Here is an 18,049-nt window from a genome sequence, read left to right as displayed (position 1 = left end):
GGTACACGACCACCCCTGTTGACACTGCCACCCCGGCGCCGACGGATATTTCACGGCACTGAGCGGCTGGGTCGACGCAGTCTCCGTCCCTCCACTGCGGAGCGACAAACCTCCCTTCTTCGCCATCATCTGCTGATGGGTGGGAGCGTGGGACACCTTCGGCGCACCTGCTTCGCGACAGTCCGTGAGAACTGTCATCGTGCTGACCGTGCTCGTCTCACTGCTCACCATCGAACACTGGTCTATCCAGTCTTCGAGCTACTGCTTCCGATGACCCACTGGGGCTCCTAGTGAGCCCTACCTACGGTGTCCCTAGCGGCCTCTCTCTTCTGAGCGATCAGGCCCTCCACGCCATCCAAGATCATGCGAAGCCCGAAGATGTAGGTGCGGTTCGGGTCAACGGCCGAGTTGTACTCTTGGCCCGCAGCCAATCCGATTCTCGATGCATTAGGGAACCGAGCGGGGTCAATGAGGGCGCTGAGCACTGGACCAGCCACGGTCCACCACTCCTGGTCACTACTGCCGGTTGTTCGGCTGGTTTCCGCAACAGCGGATGAGAGCCGCGCTGCGGCCTTGACGTGTTCCAGCACGAGCGTCAGAACCTGATCCGTCTCGATGTCATCAAGGCCGATCCCGACCAGCGGAGCGAGTTCGATGTCGTACTTCGCGGTAGTCCCCGGCCCGAGCGGCGGGCGGGCAGTATCAAGATCGAGCAACCAGCGGTGTTCAGACAGCAGTTGCCAGTTGCGCTCCGCAATCGCTCCCACACCGGCGCGCCAGCCGGATTGCGGAGGACGATGCTCCGCCTCGGGGTATGCCTCGCCATTGACGTGATCGACCATGAGGTCGATCAGCTCAGCCTTGCTCGGGACATGGGCATAGAGCGACATCGCGCTGACGCCGAGTTGTTCAGCGATCTTCCGCATAGATAGCCCTTCAACACCGGACGCCCCGGCGACAGTGATGCCGGCGTCGATGATCGAATCGAGCGTGAGGCCGGAGCGCCCCGTCTTGACGTTGGTGCGCCAAAGCAGCGCAAGGCTCTGCAACGGGTCACCGCTTCCGGTGCGCTCCACCATCCTGCTTCCCTCCATCAGCGTCCCTTGGGAACGACCCTAGTCTAAGGTATTGTACGCTGTACGTTACATCGTAAAACAATGGAGGTTCGGAGTGAGAACAGTCATCGAGGCCGAGGGTGTCGGCAAGACCTACCTGACGAAAGCGGGTGAGGTCGGGCTGCGCGAGCTGAGCTTGGAGGTGAAGAAGGGGCAAGTGTTGGCGCTGCTGGGGCCGAACGGCGCGGGCAAGACCACCGCCGTGCGCGGCCTGTCAACGCTCCTGCGGTTCGATCGCGGTCGAGCGAGCATCGCGGGCCACGATGTGCAGGCTGAGGCCACGCAGGTGCGACGCCGGATCGCCCTGGTTGGACAGTCGGCGGCCGTGGACGATCAGCTCACCGCCAAGCAGAATCTCATGCTGTTCGGCCGGCTGCGTGGTCTGAGTCGCGCAGACGCGACCAAGCGATCTGGTGAGCTGATCCAGCAGTTCGGTCTTGCCGAGGCGCAAGACCGAGCGGTCGGAGGATTCTCAGGCGGGATGCGGCGCAAGCTCGACGTAGCCGCCAGCATGATCGTCAGCCCAGAGGTGCTGTTCGTGGACGAGCCGACGACAGGCCTGGACCCGGCTGCCCGTCGAGAGTTGTGGCAAACCCTCCGCATTCTTCTCAACGAGGGTACGACCGTCTTGCTGACCACACAGTACCTAGAGGAAGCCGACCAGCTCGCCGATCAAATCGTGCTGCTGTCGCACGGCAAGGTGATCGCTCAGGGCACCTCTGACGAACTCAAGGACGCCGTTGGGCCGTCGGTGATTCAGATTCGCTTCGACAGCGAGGCGGACGCGAGGAGTGCACTGACAAGGCTCACGACCCTCGATCCCCAAGCTGCGCTCAACGACGCCGGGATTGAGGTCTCACTCCACGCGGTCGGCTCCGATGCCCTCGGGCGAAGTGTCCGCGCTCTCACCGAGCTGGGACTTTCGCCGAACGAGGTCACACTGCGTAAGCCCTCATTGGATGAAGTGTTCCTGACGCTCACTGGCGACACGCCCGAGTCCCCGACCACCGCCACGAACAAGGAGAACCGCTAACCATGACTTCGACCGTTCCCACGCGGGCGTCAATCGTCACGCCGCCCAGCCTTCTCGGCGCGGCCTGGATCATCACCGGACGCGTGATCGGGTCATGGCGATCCCAGATCGGCGTCATGGCTACGACCTGGTTGTTCCCCGTCTTCATCACGCTGCTGTTCCTCGGGCTGTTCGGAGGGGCGCTCGCCCTTCCGGCCGCAGTGAGCTACACCGACTTCTTGATCCCTGGCATGCTCGCCGTGACGATGCTCTTCGGACTGGATGCGACCACTCTGACCGCCGCAGCCGATGCGGCACGCGGTGTCAATGATCGGTTCCGCTCCTTTCCGATCAATGCCGCCGCCATCGTGCTCGGACGCTGCATAGCCGACATGATCAGTTCCCTCGTCACGCTCGTGTCCATGGTGACGTTCGCGTTCCTGATCGGCTGGCGTCCCAACACCACGCCCGGCGACACGCTCCTCGCACTCGTGCTCCTGCTGTTGCTTAGGTTCGCGATGCTGTGGATCGGGCTCTACATCGGGTACGGCGCGAAGTCGGTCGAGTCCGTCGCCTACGTGCAGATCTTGGTGTGGCCGATCGCGTTCTTCTCCAGTGTCTTCGTCAACCCCGCCACAATGCCTGCCTGGTTGGGCACGATCGCCGAGTTCAATCCGGTGTCTGCTACCGCAACCGCCGTGCGCGATCTGCTAGGTTCCGCAACCTGGCCAACGCAGAGTTTCGCGGGTGAACATGCGCTCGTCTTGGCGATCATTTGGCCACTACTTCTGAGCGCGATCTTCCTTCCCCTGGCCGCAAGACGGTTCCGGAGCGGGGACCAGTGAACCACGAAACCGCAATGCGGCAGATCAGTTCGGAGCATTCCGCAAAGTTAGCGGCGAGTCGATGCACATCGGCCGCATCGGACTCCGTGGAAGAAAGGTGAGCTCGTCAGCTCACGGACACGCACGCACAGCTCGCATGCGGACAACGAAAAGCTCCGTACCCAAACCCCTGACACCAATCATGATGTCAAGTGTTCGAGTGCGGAGCTTCCCACAGGGGTGGAGGTGGCGGGAATTGAACCCGCGTCCTTGAGAGGCGAACCAGGGCTTCTCCGGGCGCAGCCGTCTAGACGTTTTCTCGGTCCCTGCACTCTAGCCGGCGTGTTGCAGACAGACCCAGTATCAGTAAAGTCCCCGTTCAGCCCTGATACACAGCTAAACGAGCAAGCCTCCTAAATGAGGCCAGACACCGGAGCGAAGGCTAACTCCGGACTGACCCTTCGATCACTGATCAGGCAGCGAGAGCGAAGTCAGTGCGATTGTTTTCGGCACTTATTGGTTTCCATGCGGCGTTAACGAGATAGGCATGGATCCTCGGCCCGCTTCTCCTGGGACTACCGTCCCTAGTCGAAACCAGTCACCCCCTGTTGAGTTGTACCTAGCCAGTGTAGCGCAGCCCCAGAGGGCTAGCTGACACGAGGATTCGGCTTGACGACCATGAAGCGCTCGAGCCCCTCGAACGACCGCTGGCCGCTGAACGCACGCGCGCTGCCGACGATCGTGAGCAGGAACCACGCCACGCAACCGGCGGAGAAGATCGTCCACCAGAGTCCAGAGAACGGCAGCAGGACCGCAGCGGCGAACACGAGCGTGCCGTAGACCAGTGTCGAAAGCTGCAAGCCCAACGCCCTCGAGGCCTCCCACCAGACGCGGCTGCCTCGAACGCTGGCGGCCTTCACGATCGCAGGCACCAGGAAGAAGCCGAAGAAGCCGCTGAGGTGGACGAGTCCGGCACCGACGTTCTCACTCGACGTGCCTGCGGGCTCGAGACCGGGACGCGGGAGACGGGCGGGCATGGGCGGCAGCGCCACTCCCCCGGTTCTCACGCGCACCAGCCCGGCCAAAGACTGATTCAACTCGGACCGGTTTCGAGCCCGAAGGGCCATCTCCAGCCGGCGGTCCAGCTCGGCTTCGTCGATGGAGCCCTCGCCGTAGCTGCGACTCAGCTGCTGAATAGCCAGATCCCGCTGGGCATCGGTGACGAGGTACTGGGCTGCGGGATCGTTCAACATCATGCCCATAATGATCGTCCGCTCAGCCGCACCCCACCATAGGGAGCGACCCTGAACGACCCCGGAGCCCGCCCCTACCTCGGGTCCATCCGAGCGACGACCAGCACCTACCTGCGGTATCGGTTGCGCGCCGCGAGCGCCCGCTGGGCCTCGCGATTGGCGTCGCGCTCCGCGATCGTGCGGCGCTTGTCCCAGTCCTTCTTACCGGTGCCGATGGCGATCTCGACCTTCGCGTAGCCGTCCTTGAAATAGATCGACAGCGGAACCAAGGTGCGACCGGCGCCCTCCAAGGCGCGTTCGATCTTCGCGATCTCCTTGCGGTGCAGCAGCAGCTTGCGTGAGCGTCGAGCCGAATGGTTGCGCCAGGTTCCGAACTCGTACTCCGGGATGTTCGCGTTGCGCAGCCACACCTCACCGTCGTCGACGCTGGCGTAGGCATCCTGCAACGTCGCGCGGCCGTTGCGCAGAGTCTTGACCTCGGTACCGGTCAGCACCATTCCGGCTTCGTACGTGTCACCGATCTGGTAGTCGTACCGAGCCTTCTTGTTCTGTGCGACGAGCTTTCGTCCGGTCTCCCTGGGCATTGAGCCAGTATCTCACGCGAGGGAAAGGCCCACCAATGCTCGAAGGCTCAGTCGAACCAGTTCGACATCGGATTGACGAGGTCGCCGTCCTCCCACACCATCAGGTGCAAGTGGCATCCGGTCGAGTAGCCGGTGGAGCCGACGTAGCCGATCGTCTGTCCCTGCGAGACCGTGTCCCCGACCCCGACGATGTACTTGGTCGCGTGGTTGTACCCGGTGGTCACGTAGCTGCCGTCGACGCGGCCGTGGCTGATCATCAGCCTGTTGCCGTAAGCGGAGTGGTAGTAGCGATCGCTGACGGTGCCGTCAGCCGCGGCCTTGATCTTGGTGCCGCAGGACGCCCCGAAGTCGGTGCCGTCGTGCAGCTTGTACACGCCGGTGACGGGGTGCACTCGCATGCCGTACTTCGACGTGATCCGGCCCGAGACGGGACGCACGAACCCGGCGTCCGACGTCGAGGAGCCGGACGAGCGACCCGACGAACCGCTGGACGAGCTGATCTTCGAGCGCGAGGTCGACGACCGTTCTCTTTCTGCGCGTTCGCTGGCCTCGCGGGCTTCGTCTTCCTTGCGCTGCTTCTCGATCTGCGCCTTGATCCGGCGCTCGACATCCCCACGCTCGGTCTCCAGGGCGACCTGCCTCTGCTCTTCCAGGTCGAGCTGCTGCTTCGCCCGCGCCTCCGCGGCCTCGCGGTGCTCAAGCAGGGTGGCCACCTCGTCGCGCAGCCAGGCGGCTTCGTCGCGGGCCTCGTCGGCCTTCTTGAGCTGCTTGGCCGCCGCCTCTCGGGCCTTTGCCGCCTTTTCCTCGGCGGCTTCCGCCTTCAGCTCGGCCTCTTGGAGCTGGAAGCGCAGCCGCTCCAGCTCGTCGAGTTCGAGGGCCGAGGAGTCGAAGATGGTCTGGCCTAGCTGTGCTCGCTGGTTCAGCTCCGACGCGGTGACGTCGGACAGGAGAAGCGCGAGGTTGAGCAGCGGGGCGTTCTGCTGGGTGATGACCATGATCTCGCCGTCGATGCGATCGTTGAGCTCGTCGAGCGCCTTCTCCGCGGCCACGACCTCGGCCCGTGCCTGCTTCAGCGCCTCCTCGGCGGCTTCCAGTTCACGCGCACGCTGACGGTCGAGTTCCTCGGCCTCCTCGAGCCGATCCTCGGCCTTCTTGAGCTTCGCTTGGGCGGCCGCCAGCTCACGCTCCGCGGCGTCGCGGGCGGCGATGGCAGCGCTGACTTCCTGGCTCGCCTGATCGACCGCCGCAGCTTGCTCCGCGATCTTGTTGGACAGCGAGTCGCGCTGATCCTTCAAGTCGTCGGCGGTTGCCAGAGGAGCGGTGACACCAACCAGCGCCATGACGACGCCCGCAGCCAGCAACGTCGTCCGCAGTCTGCTGACCTTGCGGCGGGGGGAAGAGGTAGTCACGCTGAGTCTCCTTCGACGGCGGCGGCTAGATGCGCAAGTACTTACGCGTGGCGAACAGGGTGGGAATGATGGACAGCACGACGCCGACCAGGGCCATGATCCCGATGGCGCTGAAGACGTCGGACCAGCCGATCCACGGGAGGGACTGGATGAGGTGCTGAGCGTTCTGCTCGACGATCACCCAGTATCCGGAGGCGAGCACGATAGAGGCGACCGCCACGCCGATCAGGCCGGCGATCAGGCTCTCCAGGAGGAACGGCAGCAAGATGTATAGGTTGGACGCGCCCACCAGCCGCATGATGCCGATCTCGCGTCGTCTCGTGAACGCCGCCATCCGGATGGTGTTGGCGATCTGCAACGACGCCGCCAGCAGGAGGAGCACGCTCATCGCGATCGTCGCCCACTGGATGGCGGTGAGTGCGGTGAACATGGGGTCGAGCACGGTGTGCAGATCCTGGACGTTCTGCACGCCGGGCAGGCCCTTGGCCTCGCTCACCACGCCTTCGTAGTTCTCGGGGTTGACCAGCTTGATGCGGAACGAGTCCTGCATCTGGTCTGCGGTGCGCGACGCGACGATCGGCGAGTCCTTGAAGACGCGCTGGAACTCCTCGAACGCCTCCTGCTTCGACTCGTAGAAGACCTCCTGAACCTCAGGATTGGCCTCCAGCGTTTGGCGGATCGTGTCGCGCTGCACGTCGGAGACGGCCTTGCCCTCCTCGCACATGCCTCCCTGGGAGGTCTCGGTGCACAGGAACGCGGAGATCTCGATCCGGTCGTACCAGCGACCCTTGACCAGGTCGACCTCGGAGGAGGTGAGCAGGCCGAAGCCGAACAGCGACAGGGACACTCCCATCGTCACGACGACGGCGACGGTCATCGCGAGGTTGCGACGTAGTCCCGACCAGGTTTCTCGAAGCGTATGCCTCATGTCTGCGTCTTCCCTCCTTCCCTATGCCGTGCCGTAGATGCCCATGGCCTGATCGCGCACCAGTTCGCCGGAGCGCAGCTCCAGCACGCGGCGGCGCATCTGGTCGACGATGGTGGCGTCGTGGGTGGCCATGATGACGGTGGTGTCGGCGCGGTTGATCCGGTCGAGCAGCTTCATGATGCCGACGGAGGTTTCCGGGTCGAGGTTTCCGGTGGGCTCGTCCGCGATCAGGATCTTGGGGCGGTTGACGAAGGCCCGCGCGATCGCAACGCGCTGCTGCTCGCCGCCGGAGAGATCCTCGCACGGACGCTCGGCCTTGCCTTCGAGACCGACCATTTCAAGGGTGTCGGGAACGATCCGCTTGATCTCGCGGCTGGGCTTGCCGATCACCTGGAGCGCGAAGGCCACGTTCTCGTAGACGGTCTTGCCCGGGAGCAGGCGGAAGTCCTGGAACACCGTGCCGATCTGGCGGCGCAGCGCCGGCACCTTCCACTGGTTCATCGTCGAGAGGTTCTTGCCCGCCACATACAGGGTGCCCTTGGTGGGCCGGTACTCACGAAGGATCAATCGCAGAAAGGTCGACTTGCCCGAACCCGACTGCCCCACGAGGAAGACGAACTCGCCCTTGTCGATCTCCAAGCTCACGTTACGCAGGGCCGGACGGTCCTGTCCCGCATAGAACTTGGTGACGTTCTCGAAAGTGATCACGTGGGGCAACTCCGGATGTTTGGGGAAGATTCCTGAGATTTCTCAGATTTTGCTGAGCTGAGTCTAGTTCACAGACGTCGCAATGCAACTCTGACCCGCCCTCCACGTCTCCGACAAGGGGCGATGCTGACGCGAGGGCTGAACGTCTGGTTGACCCTAGTCGTTCTGAGAACGCTTGCGCCAGCGGATTCCGGCGTCGATGAAGCCGTCGATGTCGCCGTCGAAAACAGCCTCGGGGTTGCCCACCTCATGCTCGGTGCGCAGATCCTTGACCATCTGATACGGATTCATCACGTAAGAACGCATTTGGGCGCCCCACGAGTTGCCGCCGTCGCCCTTGAGCGCGTTCATTTCCTTCTCGCGATCGTGACGAACCTTTTCGAGCAGGCGGGACTGGAGCACGCGGAGCGCGGCCGCCTTGTTCTGCAGCTGCGACTTCTCGTTCTGACAGCTCACGACGATGCCCGTGGGCAGGTGCGTGATGCGGACGGCGGAGTCGGTGGTGTTGACCGACTGGCCACCAGGCCCCGACGAGCGGAACACGTCGACGCGGATCTCACCCTCGGGGATGTCGATGTGGTCGGTCTCTTCGGTGACCGGCAGCACCTCGACGCCGGCGAACGACGTCTGACGACGCCCCTGGTTGTCGAAGGGCGAGATGCGCACCAGACGATGGGTGCCCTGCTCGACCGACAACGTGCCGTAGGCGAACGGAGCCTTGACGGCGAAGGTGGCCGACTTCAGGCCCGCCTCCTCCGCGTAGGAGGTGTCGTAGATCTCGACGGGGTACTTGTGCCGGTCGGCCCAGCGCAGGTACATGCGCATCAGCATCTCGGCGAAGTCGGCGGCATCGACGCCACCGGCCTCGGCGCGGATGGTGATCAGCGCGTCACGGGGGTCGTACTCCCCCGACAGCAACGTGCGGACCTCGAGTGCGGAGATGTCCTTGCCCAGGCCGCCGAGTTCCTTCGTCACTTCGGCGAGGGAGTCCTGGTCGCCCTCCTCGACGGCCATCTCGACCATGAGGGTGGCGTCTTCGAGACGTCCGCGCAACGACGCGATGCGATCGACCTCAGCCTGCTTCGCGGAGAGCTGGGAGGTGACGCGCTGCGCGTTCTCCTGGTCGTCCCACAGGTCGGGCGCGGCCACCTGCTGCTCCAGTTCGGCAATCTCCGCCCGCAGCTTGTCGAGGTCGGCTACGGCCTCGATCGACGTGAGGGAGCGGTCGAGGTCTGAGATTCGCTGCGTAAGATCTTCTTGGGCCACGAAGAGCCATGCTATCAAGAGGCATAGCAAACGGCCTCACGGAAAGGAGCCCACGAATGGGTGCTCACAAGGATCGGCTGAAGGCAGACCTCGCTGCCGCGCTGCGCGCGAAGGACGAGATCGCCAAGGGCAACATCCGGATGCTGCTCGCCGCCATCACCAATGCAGAGGTGGCGGGCGCCACCGCCAAGCAGCTCAGCGACGACGAGGAGCTCGCGGTGCTGACCAAGGAGCACCGTCAGCGCAAGGACTCCGCTCAGACCTACGCTGAGGCCGGGCGCCCCGATCTGGCGGAGAAGGAGGCCGCGGAGGCCGAGTTCATCGCCGCTTACTTGCCCACTCCCCTCACCCAGGAGGAGTTGGAGGCCATCGTCGCCGAGGAAGTCGCAGCGTTCGACGCGCCGTCGATGAAGCAGATGGGACAGATCGTCAAGGCCGTCAACGCTCGTGTCGCCGGCCGGGCCGAGGGCAAGACCGTCGCGACGCTCGTACGCGCCGCGCTGGCCTGACATGCTGTCGCTTTCTCTGGCTCGCCGGATCAAGCCGGCCGTCACATGGCGGCCTGCATCCGGCGATCGTTTCATGATCCCCGACAAGGAGATGGACGACGAGATCTTCCACATCGCCGAGATGACCATCGAGGTGCACACCCACCACGGCGCTGGCGTCGTGAAGTTCAACGGCACCACCGAATGGGCGCTCGACTCCATCCCCGCCGACCAGGTGCTCTGGCTCCCCCGCGAGGACCAGCTCCGGGAACTGCTGGGAGACCGCTTCGTCGCACTCGAGCATCAGGACGACGAGTGGGTGGTGACCTATCGCGTCGACGACGCCAACCGACGGACGCGGGCGGCCGATGTCGAGGACGCCTACGCCCTGGCCGTCCTGGGCGAGTGACAACCCCCGGCCTGTTGCACTTTAATTAGCTCGCAACAGCAAACCCGACTACCCTGTGTAGTCGCGGGCGCATAGCTCAGTTGGTTAGAGCACCTGCCTTACAAGCAGGTGGTCGGGGGTTCGAGTCCCTCTGCGCCCACCGCAGGTGAAATACCTTGTCAGAGGCTATTTGGAGGCCCACACTCCCTACCTGGGAGCGGGCGCCTGCTGTTCGCTAGATCCACGTTATTCCACGGGTTTCCACGCTCAGTAATTTTGTCGTGTGGGTACATCTGTGGGTACACCGAGCCGCGAAAGACCCTGAAGATTCCCTAGCCAGAGGCCGATTCGCCGGGCTAGCCGCCCGCGGCCGCAACGCTGTTTTGGCGCAACCACGCCCCGATTCACAGCTCTCGTCGACGAGATCACGCCGTGAGGCTGGTCGCGTCGTTGAAACTGATCGGACATGTCAGTCAGGCGTGTTCGAGGTTGTTGAAGATGTGAATGGCTCGCCTGATAGCCTGTAGGTCGACTGATCACCAACCAGAGCACGATTGTTCAAGGGGCTTGCGTGGGCCCTACTCGTCCAGGTGTGGCCTAAGGTATTCGGCGAACTGTGGCGCTCCCGCGCGCGCGATCGCGTCAGTAAGCTCCGCGGCAGTCATGGGTGGATTCTTCTTCGAGCTTGCGGCGCGGGTGAACGACTCGACGACGGCCCGGTGGCGATCGGACAACAGTTTACTGAGGAAGGTGTCGGAGGTAATGACCTGCACGCCGGCCTGAGCGAGGGCCGGGGCTTGGAAGTCTTTGAGGTTGCGGGTCAGGAGCACATCAACATCGCCGTAGATGCACGCGGCGGCGTGTAGACGGTCGCCGGGATCGGGCGACAGGTCATCGGAGGCCTTGCCGCGGTACAGACCCCCATCGATCCGGTATCTGCTGAAGTGGGTGCGCACGGCATCGGTCACCGAGCGCGCCGACTCTGGCGTGCGGACGCCTTCACGGACGATGACTTCCTCCCACTCCTCCAGTAACTCGTCTGTCCAGACCCAGGTGAACAGGAAGTCTTCAGACATCGTGAGCAGCACATCCATGATGGTGAACGGGAACAACTCGCTGGTGTCGATGAAGACCCGTTGTAGCCGCGCCAAGAGTCACGCCCCGAGCGCGGCGCGAATTGCGTCGCCCCCGGCCCGGCGTTGCTCGCGCTCAGACGCTACTTCCAGCACATCCTCCACGCGGATGCGGCGGTGACGGCTGCCGGGCAGGCGACGGAAGGCGAGCACACCATCTTCGCAGAGCCGATCCACAAACTGCCGAGTCACACCCATGAGCTTCGCGGCCTCGGTGGGCGTTACCTCATCGTCGGCACGCAGGACCACAACCCGCGCCCCGTGGGCGACGGCATCGAGCATCGACCGCACCGCAGACTCAACCAGAGTGTCGCCGTGCAACCGCTCCGCGAGGCTCTTAGCGTCGGAGCGCACAGCAGGGTCAACCGGATCGAGCGTAGCGGCAAGTGCATGGGTGGTCATGGCACTATTCTACCCATAACTGCAATAACGACAACCTACCTACTGCCAGTATCACCTCGTCTTCCCCCACACCGCCTGACGAGTGACACCGAGCGTTGGCGCGTACCACGTCGGGCTGTTCATCCTATTCGCCGATGTAGATGCACCCGAAGAATGTGAGTATCGGACTGCCATTAGCGGAGGGCCCAGTGCTCAGTACTCAGTGCTCCCTGCCAGCCATCGCCTTGTAGGCGGTGTCGAGACGGGCGAGAGGGCCGGGGCTCGTGCGGGGGCGCGGCTCCGCGTCGAGGTGCCGAACACGCAGTTCGTCCATGAGTTCCTCAATGAAGTCCGGTCCCTCTGCGCGCATCAGTTCCTGCCGGGTGCGCAGCTCAGGTGTGCCGTCGCGCCAGTCGAGACCCCAGTTGCCGAGCGCGAACAGGATCGGGACGGTTTGGATGCCCGCCTCGGTCAGGCTGTATCGGGAACGGCGCCCGCGCCCCGCGTCTTCCTTGGTGAGAATGCCGGCCGCGACGAGCTTCTTCAATCGATCGGCGAGGATGTTCGACGCGATGCCCTCGATCGAGCCGGACAGCAGCTCACGGAAGTGCCGCCGGTCACCGAAGACCATGTCCCGCAGCACGAGGAACGACCACTGATCACCCAGGGCCTCGACGGCCGCATTGATCGCGCATCCCGACCGTGGATTCATGGTTCCCTCCTTGACGTAACACCAGTCAACCATCATGCTAGTAATTGCAATGTGCAATCACTAAAGGAGTTCTGACCGTGAGAATACGCGCCGACCTCAACATCTCACTCGACGGATTCGCCAGCACCGCCGACGGAACACCGGAGGATCCCTTCGGCAAGGACTGGTTCCGGCTGGTCGAGGCGTATGCGGCGACCCGCACCATGCAGGAGCGCGTATTCGGCGACACCTCGGGCGCCGGCACGACGGGTGTCGACGACAAGTACGCCGCCGCCTACTTCGAGGGGATCGGCGCCGAGATCATGGGCGCCGGAAAGTTTGGGCTGCACCTGTACCCGAACGATCCGCAGTGGCGTGGCTGGTGGGGCGAGAATCCGCCGTTCCATACGCCGGTGTTCGTGCTCACCCATGAGCAGCGGCCGGAGCTGGTCATGGAGGGCGGCACCACGTTCCGCTTCCTCTCGGCAACTCCGGAGGAGGCGCTCACGCTCGCGATCGAAGCCGCGAACGGTCAGGACGTGCGGATCGGCGGCGGCCCCACCGTGGTCCGCGACTTCCTGCGGGCAGGGCTCATCGACGAACTCCACGTCGCGATCGCCCCAATCCTTCTCGGCGGCGGGGTGCGCCTCTGGGATGGGCTGCGCGGTCTCGAGGCTGCCTACGAGGTGACGACCGAGGTGGCCGAGAGCGGCACAGTGCACATGACCTTCACGCGAACGGCCACTCAGGCTCCCGCCGCGTCTCCGTGGCGGCCAGATGGGGACACGCTCTGATGAATACCGAGACGCAGGTGTTCGCGGGGCTTCCTGTACGTGATCTCTCCGTAGCGATCGACTGGTACTCGATTTTCTTCGGCCGCTCCCCCGACGAGGTCGTCGGCGAGGAGGCCATGTGGCAGGTTGCTGCGGCGACCTGGCTTTTCGTCGCCCCCGACGAAAAGCGGGCCGGAGGCGGACTCATGACTCTGGGAGTACCCAGTCTCGACGCCTACCTGTCGCGTTGGCGTTCGGCGGGCATGGCTCACCAGCCCATCGAGACCTACGGCAACGGCGTGCAGCACGTCACCATCATCGACCCCGACGGGAACAGCGTCTCCCTGGCCGCCGCGCCACCGCAGGACGACTCGACGAAGAAGGAAATCTCATGAGCGAACGGACGCCGGACGCAGATCGGTAGGCGAAAACGATACGCTCACGCAACATCGCGCCGGGTTGACTGATGGAATGAGTGATTTCACCTTGGCGCGGGGAGAGACTGTCGCATCTGAGCTGCCTCTCCAGAGGACACACGCACTGCTCGTCGGGCTGTTCGTCGTTTACCTCGTCCTCCTCACCTGGATCATCCTGTGGAAGCTCGAAATTCCCTTCGTCGGCTCGGGCAACCTCCGTCGCATCAAACTGGTGCCATTCGCGGCCAGTGGTTCGTATGGTGCCAGCGATCCCCTTGAGGTCGGGATAAACATCCTGCTCTTCCTGCCTCTCGGCACGTACCTGGGTCTGCTTCGCCCGTCGTGGACGCTCTGGAAGCACGCGGGAACGATCGCGGCAGCGAGCCTGCTTCTGGAGGCCGGCCAGTACACACTCATGATCGGGAGCACCGATGTCACCGACGTCATCGCCAACACCGCCGGAGGTGTCATCGGAGTCTTGGGGATTGCGGTGATGCGGCGTGCGGGCAGGCTGAGAGTCTCGAGAACGGCGCGCATCTTGCTTGTCGGGACCGTGCTTGCTGTGCTTGCGTGCCTGGTGTTCTTCGCATCACCCGTGCGCTACGTGCTGAAGGACGTGCCGCTCACGCCGTAGTAGCGATGCTCTGCTCGGTTCACTCGTGACCGTGGCGCCTTCTTTGGCGGTTCAGCTCTTTCGGTCGTAGGTCAGCGCGAGCACGCCGGGTTCGCTGGTGTCGCAATGGGTGAGCTCCCAGCTCGTAAGCGGGTTCTCGTCGTCGAACAGGCGGTCTCCGCCGCCGCCAAGCACAGGGGGCGACGATGAGGTTGAGGCGAATGCCTCCGCACCCAAGAAACTCGTACGCTCACGATATGCGCGGCTTCGTAGCATGAGAGGTATGCGTGTGTTGATCGTCGAGGACGAGCCGTTCATGGCCGAGGCCATCCGCGACGGGCTGCGATTGGAAGCGATCGCTGCCGACATCGCCGGTGACGGCGACACCGCTCTCGAGCTGCTGAGCATCAACGACTACGACATCGCTGTGCTCGATCGTGACATCCCCGGCCCGTCCGGTGACGACGTGGCCGCGAGCATCGTCGCCTCCGGCAGCGGCATGCCGATCCTGATGCTGACCGCCGCGGATCGCCTCGACGATAAGGCATCCGGATTCGAGCTCGGAGCCGACGATTACCTCACCAAGCCGTTCGAGTTGCGCGAGCTCGTACTGCGGCTCCGCGCCCTCGATCGGCGTCGGTCCCGCAGCAGGCCGCCGGTTCGGGAAATCGCAGGGCTTCGGTTGGATCCGTTCCGCCGCGAGGTCTACCGCGACGGACGGTATGTGGCGCTCACCCGCAAGCAGTTCGCTGTGCTGGAAGTGCTGGTGGCCGCTGAGGGCGGTGTGATCAGTGCCGAGGAACTGCTTGAAAAGGCGTGGGATGAGAACGCGGATCCCTTCACGAATGCGGTACGAATCACCGTCTCGGCCCTTCGCAAGCGTCTCGGTGAGCCTTGGGTGATCGCCACCGTGGCCGGCGTTGGCTACCGCATCGACACGGTTCCAAAGGCCGAGACTGTGGGAGACACGCATGCGTAGACGGCGGGGCCTGAGTGCTCGTATCAAGCTCACGCTCAGCTACGCGGGCTTCCTCGTCTTCGCCGGGATCCTGCTGCTGGGAGTGACGTGGTACTTCCAGATCCGGGAGATGTCCGTCTTCTACCTTCCGACGTTCGACGATTTCCTGCTCGTCTTCGACCCGGGCAACTTCGGTCCTCGCATCTTCACCCCCGCGGCGATGCTGGTACTCCTGGGCCTGCTGCTCGTCGGACTTGCCGGTGGTTGGATACTCGCCGGCCGCATGCTCGCGCCGTTGACGCGCATCACGAGCGCCGCGCGACAGGCCGCGAACGGGTCGCTCACCCACCGCGTTGCGCTGGAGGGCCGGGGTGACGAGTTCCGTGAGCTCGCCGACGCTTTCGACACGATGCTCGCGAAGCTGGAGGCGCAGCTTGTCGAGCAGCAGCGGTTCGCCGCCAACGCGTCTCACGAGCTGCGCACTCCACTCGCAGTGATGCAGACGATCCTTGATGTCGCGAGCAAGGATCCGAGCCCGGACGGTCGCGAAGAACGTCTCCGCTCCGTCAATGCCCGTGCGATCGCACTCACCGAAGCGCTGCTGCTGCTGAGCCGGGCGGACCAGCGTTCCTTCGTACCCGAGCACGTCGACCTGTCCCTCCTTGCCGAGCAAGCGGCCGAGACCATGCTTCCCCTCGCGGAGAAGAACCACGTGGTTCTCGAGATCACCGGACCTGTCGCGTTCGCGTCCGGATCGTCCGCCTTGCTTCTGCAGATGGTTACGAACCTCATGCACAATGCCATCGTTCACAACCTTCCCACGGGCGGCTCCGTGCAGATCGTCACGACCGCTGGGGCCGGGTTCGCCGAGCTTACGGTCGAGAACACCGGTGAGCAGCTGAGCACACAGCTGGTGTCCACGCTGACCGAACCGTTCCGGCGCGGAACCGACCGCATTCGCAGCGACCAGGCCGGCGTCGGGCTGGGGTTGGCGATCGTCAGCAGCATCGTCACAGCGCACGACGGAACCCTCACTCTGACGCCACGGACGGGCGGCGGGCTCCGCGTCACCGTCCACCTCCCGCTGTGAGGCAGTTGCAGCGAGTCCGCTGAGGGACCACACGGTCCGTCGCATCCACTCACACTCACCCTTGCATCCTCGGATCGTGCGTCGGGTCGGCAAACATGCGCGGACACCCACTATCGGCGGCTTCGGGACGTAGCTCGTAGTGCCACGGTTCGTTGGCGTAGATCTGACAGAGGCCATACTCTGCGCCGTGCTCGGACAGCCAGACCACGGCTTCGGAAGGGCCGACGTCGATTGCTTCACCGGACACATGAGCAGAGGTCTCCGCAGTAGCCACCCATCGTGCGGCTTCCGCCTCCGAACCGTACTGTGCGACGGCGCGACGCAGGAGCAGCTCCTGGTAGTCGCCGGAGCGCCAGCCGCTGTTGACGGTGACATAGATGCCATCGTCTTCCGCGTGCGTCGCCGCGTCGCGCATAGCGTGGAGCAGCTCACCGTCAAGGTGGGCGATGCCGGGGTATTGATCGTCGAACACCGTGGCGCCGTCCGGCAAAACTCCGTCTGCTTCCGAGATGCCGGTATCGCTAAGGGCTCCGGGAAGGCCTTCACCGACGGGTGGCGGCGATGACGATTCCACGCTGTGCGAGGACTCGGGTGACGGCGGACTTGCCGAAGGGGCTTGCGACGATGCGGTGGAGTCTGACGACGGTTCCGGTGACGAACCCGACTGGTACACGAACACTCCAGTGATCGACGCTGTCAGTACGATCGCGCCAGCGATGGTGGGCCCGAGGGCTCGACGGGTTCGTGCTCGTGCAACTGCTGTTCGACTCATGCTGCCAGTCAAGACAGTCTCGTGTTGCCAGCCCGTATGCGGCTTTTCGTAGATGGACGATATGTCGTGGCGGAGACGGCAACCGCAGCCTGGTTCCCGTCACGCGAGGACTGTTCGATCAGGCCAGTGGCCGAGTCCACGTCGAGGGGGATGAACGGGTCAGCAAGCTTGATCGTCACCTTTCGTCCCCAGAACAACGGCGCCAGCACGAGGTTGGTCGAGCCCGCCGACTCTATCGGGCCTCACCGGTTGGGTCTTGCAGGTGGTGATGCACCCGCTATCGCCAGACTTCGAGCTTTTCGGGGTTGCGGACTGCCCAGACGTGTTTGATCTTGCCGGAGCGGGTGGTCGCCAATGTGATGACGGCGAGGGTGTGGTCGTGACTGTCGGTGGCGACGAGTCCAGGTTCGCCGTTGACGAGTTCTTCATGAACGGTGAGGTCGGGCTGCCGGTCGAGGACACCCATGAGGAATCGTGCGATGGCTTCGGGGCCGTATAGCGGTTCGAGGGAAGCGGAGACGAGCCCGCCGCCGTCGGTGATCGCGGTGGCGCCTGGGTCGAGCGTGTCGAGAAGTGCGGCGAGGTCACCGGTCTGCCAGGCAATCTTGAATGATTGCACAGCGGCTGCGTGTTCGGCGCGGGGTACAGGGGTTCGCTGTTCTTCGCGGACGCGGCGTCGTGCGGACGATGCGAGCTGGCGGCACGCGGCGGGCGAGCGGCCAACGATCTCGGCGATCTCGGGGAAGGTGTAACGGAACACGTCGTGGAGGACGAAGGCCACGCGCTCAGCGGGCGTCATGGATTCCAGGACGATGAGCAACGCCATCGACACCTGGTCGTCAAGGGTGACTCGGTCTGCGGGGTCGAAGGCGGTGGTCGGATCCTGGCTGCTCCACCTGTGCGGGGCGGGGATCGGCTCGGGGAGCCACTCGCCGACGTAGCTCTCTCGACGGGCGCGCGCCGTGGTCAGCATGTCGAGGCCGATGCGGCTGGCGGTCTTGATGAGCCACGCGCGGGGATGGGCTATATCCCGGCGTTCCTGCTCGGAGAGCCGGTACCAGCGGATGTAGGTCTCCTGCACGGCATCTTCCGCGTCGGCGAGGGAGCCGAGTAGACGGTAGCTGAGTCCCAGGAGGACGCTTCGCTCTCGGATCGCATCCACCAGGTGCGGTGGCTCGGCGTGTCGCCACGTCATATCGTCAGGCATCATCCCTCCCGTCTTCAGTCGCAGGCTCCCTGGGAGTTGC

21 protein-coding genes, 1 tRNA gene and 1 other RNA gene are annotated in these 18,049 nt (G+C 64.2%); 10 read left to right on the top strand and 13 right to left on the bottom strand.

The window, feature by feature from the left end; translation table 11 throughout:
- Positions 1-287: 287 nt before the first annotated feature.
- Positions 288-1,079, bottom strand: coding sequence for a TetR/AcrR family transcriptional regulator (locus tag P0D62_RS08645; RefSeq protein ID WP_275702235.1), 792 nt, complete (start codon positions 1,077-1,079; stop codon positions 288-290).
- 91 nt (positions 1,080-1,170) lie between these two features.
- Between P0D62_RS08645 and P0D62_RS08640 the strand changes: the two genes are divergently transcribed.
- Complete coding sequence (locus P0D62_RS08640) at positions 1,171-2,148, top strand: ATP-binding cassette domain-containing protein (protein ID WP_275702234.1); 978 nt, start codon at positions 1,171-1,173, stop codon at positions 2,146-2,148.
- A gap of 2 nt (positions 2,149-2,150) precedes the next feature.
- The gene (locus P0D62_RS08635; protein ID WP_275702233.1) at positions 2,151-2,972 is read left to right on the top strand and encodes an ABC transporter permease; all 822 of its coding nucleotides are present in this window, start codon (positions 2,151-2,153) and stop codon (positions 2,970-2,972) included.
- Positions 2,973-3,189: 217 nt separating this feature from the next.
- On the opposite strand, the gene ssrA is transcribed toward P0D62_RS08635, so the two are convergent.
- From ssrA to prfB, 7 genes are all read right to left on the bottom strand, one after another.
- Positions 3,190-3,557, bottom strand: a transfer-messenger RNA (tmRNA) gene (ssrA, locus tag P0D62_RS08630).
- Between the two features lie 41 nt (positions 3,558-3,598).
- Complete coding sequence (locus P0D62_RS08625) at positions 3,599-4,207, bottom strand: DUF1707 domain-containing protein (protein WP_275702232.1); 609 nt, start codon at positions 4,205-4,207, stop codon at positions 3,599-3,601.
- Between the two features lie 104 nt (positions 4,208-4,311).
- Positions 4,312-4,788, bottom strand: coding sequence for an SsrA-binding protein SmpB (smpB, locus tag P0D62_RS08620; RefSeq protein WP_275702231.1), 477 nt, complete (start codon positions 4,786-4,788; stop codon positions 4,312-4,314).
- Positions 4,789-4,835: 47 nt separating this feature from the next.
- Entirely contained in the window at positions 4,836-6,197 is a 1,362-nt protein-coding gene (locus tag P0D62_RS08615; protein ID WP_275702230.1) for a M23 family metallopeptidase, read from the bottom strand.
- A gap of 25 nt (positions 6,198-6,222) precedes the next feature.
- On the bottom strand, positions 6,223-7,125 hold the full coding sequence (gene ftsX / locus P0D62_RS08610; RefSeq protein WP_275702229.1) for a permease-like cell division protein FtsX: 903 nt from the start codon (positions 7,123-7,125) through the stop codon (positions 6,223-6,225).
- A gap of 21 nt (positions 7,126-7,146) precedes the next feature.
- Positions 7,147-7,833 carry a cell division ATP-binding protein FtsE gene (gene ftsE / locus P0D62_RS08605; RefSeq protein ID WP_275702228.1) on the bottom strand — a complete coding sequence of 229 codons (687 nt, stop codon included), beginning with the start codon at positions 7,831-7,833 and terminating at the stop codon, positions 7,147-7,149.
- A 156-nt stretch (positions 7,834-7,989) separates the two neighbouring features.
- On the bottom strand, positions 7,990-9,099 hold the full coding sequence (prfB, locus tag P0D62_RS08600) for a peptide chain release factor 2 (RefSeq protein ID WP_275702227.1): 1,110 nt from the start codon (positions 9,097-9,099) through the stop codon (positions 7,990-7,992).
- 56 nt (positions 9,100-9,155) lie between these two features.
- On the opposite strand from prfB, the gene P0D62_RS08595 reads away from it, so the two are divergent.
- From P0D62_RS08595 to P0D62_RS08585, 3 genes are all read left to right on the top strand, one after another.
- Positions 9,156-9,608, top strand: coding sequence for a GatB/YqeY domain-containing protein (locus tag P0D62_RS08595; RefSeq protein ID WP_275702226.1), 453 nt, complete (start codon positions 9,156-9,158; stop codon positions 9,606-9,608).
- 1 nt (position 9,609) lies between these two features.
- A complete protein-coding gene (locus P0D62_RS08590; RefSeq protein ID WP_275702225.1) occupies positions 9,610-9,996 on the top strand; it encodes a pilus assembly protein CpaE in 387 nt (128 codons plus the stop codon).
- Positions 9,997-10,061: 65 nt separating this feature from the next.
- Positions 10,062-10,135, top strand: a tRNA-Val gene (locus P0D62_RS08585).
- 418 nt (positions 10,136-10,553) lie between these two features.
- On the opposite strand, the gene P0D62_RS08580 is transcribed toward P0D62_RS08585, so the two are convergent.
- The 3 genes from P0D62_RS08580 to P0D62_RS08570 all read right to left on the bottom strand — a co-directional run bounded on the left by P0D62_RS08580 (position 10,554) and on the right by P0D62_RS08570 (position 12,201).
- The gene (locus P0D62_RS08580) at positions 10,554-11,126 is read right to left on the bottom strand and encodes a PIN domain-containing protein (RefSeq protein WP_275702224.1); all 573 of its coding nucleotides are present in this window, start codon (positions 11,124-11,126) and stop codon (positions 10,554-10,556) included.
- Between the two features lie 3 nt (positions 11,127-11,129).
- Positions 11,130-11,510, bottom strand: a complete 381-nt coding sequence (locus tag P0D62_RS08575) for a helix-turn-helix domain-containing protein (protein ID WP_275702223.1) — start codon at positions 11,508-11,510, stop codon at positions 11,130-11,132.
- 199 nt (positions 11,511-11,709) lie between these two features.
- Complete coding sequence (locus P0D62_RS08570; protein ID WP_275702222.1) at positions 11,710-12,201, bottom strand: winged helix-turn-helix transcriptional regulator; 492 nt, start codon at positions 12,199-12,201, stop codon at positions 11,710-11,712.
- A gap of 77 nt (positions 12,202-12,278) precedes the next feature.
- Between P0D62_RS08570 and P0D62_RS08565 the strand changes: the two genes are divergently transcribed.
- The 5 genes from P0D62_RS08565 (at position 12,279) to P0D62_RS08545 (ending at position 16,030) form a co-directional block, all read left to right on the top strand.
- Positions 12,279-12,974, top strand: a complete 696-nt coding sequence (locus tag P0D62_RS08565; RefSeq protein ID WP_275702221.1) for a dihydrofolate reductase family protein — start codon at positions 12,279-12,281, stop codon at positions 12,972-12,974.
- Positions 12,974-13,348 (top strand): VOC family protein, encoded by a 375-nt coding sequence (locus tag P0D62_RS08560; RefSeq protein WP_275702220.1) that lies wholly within the window; start codon positions 12,974-12,976, stop codon positions 13,346-13,348. The genes P0D62_RS08565 and P0D62_RS08560 overlap by 1 nt, the downstream gene beginning before the upstream one ends.
- Positions 13,349-13,424: 76 nt before the next feature.
- On the top strand, positions 13,425-14,003 hold the full coding sequence (locus P0D62_RS08555) for a VanZ family protein (RefSeq protein ID WP_275702219.1): 579 nt from the start codon (positions 13,425-13,427) through the stop codon (positions 14,001-14,003).
- 262 nt (positions 14,004-14,265) lie between these two features.
- On the top strand, positions 14,266-14,961 hold the full coding sequence (locus P0D62_RS08550; RefSeq protein ID WP_275702218.1) for a response regulator transcription factor: 696 nt from the start codon (positions 14,266-14,268) through the stop codon (positions 14,959-14,961).
- On the top strand, positions 14,954-16,030 hold the full coding sequence (locus tag P0D62_RS08545) for a sensor histidine kinase (protein WP_275702217.1): 1,077 nt from the start codon (positions 14,954-14,956) through the stop codon (positions 16,028-16,030). The genes P0D62_RS08550 and P0D62_RS08545 overlap by 8 nt, the downstream gene beginning before the upstream one ends.
- A 55-nt stretch (positions 16,031-16,085) precedes the next feature.
- On the opposite strand, the gene P0D62_RS08540 is transcribed toward P0D62_RS08545, so the two are convergent.
- A complete protein-coding gene (locus P0D62_RS08540) occupies positions 16,086-16,502 on the bottom strand; it encodes a M15 family metallopeptidase (protein WP_275702216.1) in 417 nt (138 codons plus the stop codon).
- A gap of 577 nt (positions 16,503-17,079) precedes the next feature.
- Positions 17,080-18,012 (bottom strand): RNA polymerase sigma factor SigJ, encoded by a 933-nt coding sequence (sigJ, locus tag P0D62_RS08535; RefSeq protein ID WP_275702215.1) that lies wholly within the window; start codon positions 18,010-18,012, stop codon positions 17,080-17,082.
- Between the last annotated feature and the right edge of the window lie 37 nt (positions 18,013-18,049).

This window comes from Tessaracoccus caeni, from assembly GCF_029211185.1.
In the GTDB taxonomy this organism is placed as follows: Bacteria; Actinomycetota; Actinomycetes; order Propionibacteriales; family Propionibacteriaceae; genus Arachnia; species Arachnia caeni.
This window is presented reverse-complemented; position numbering and strand designations above follow the sequence as displayed.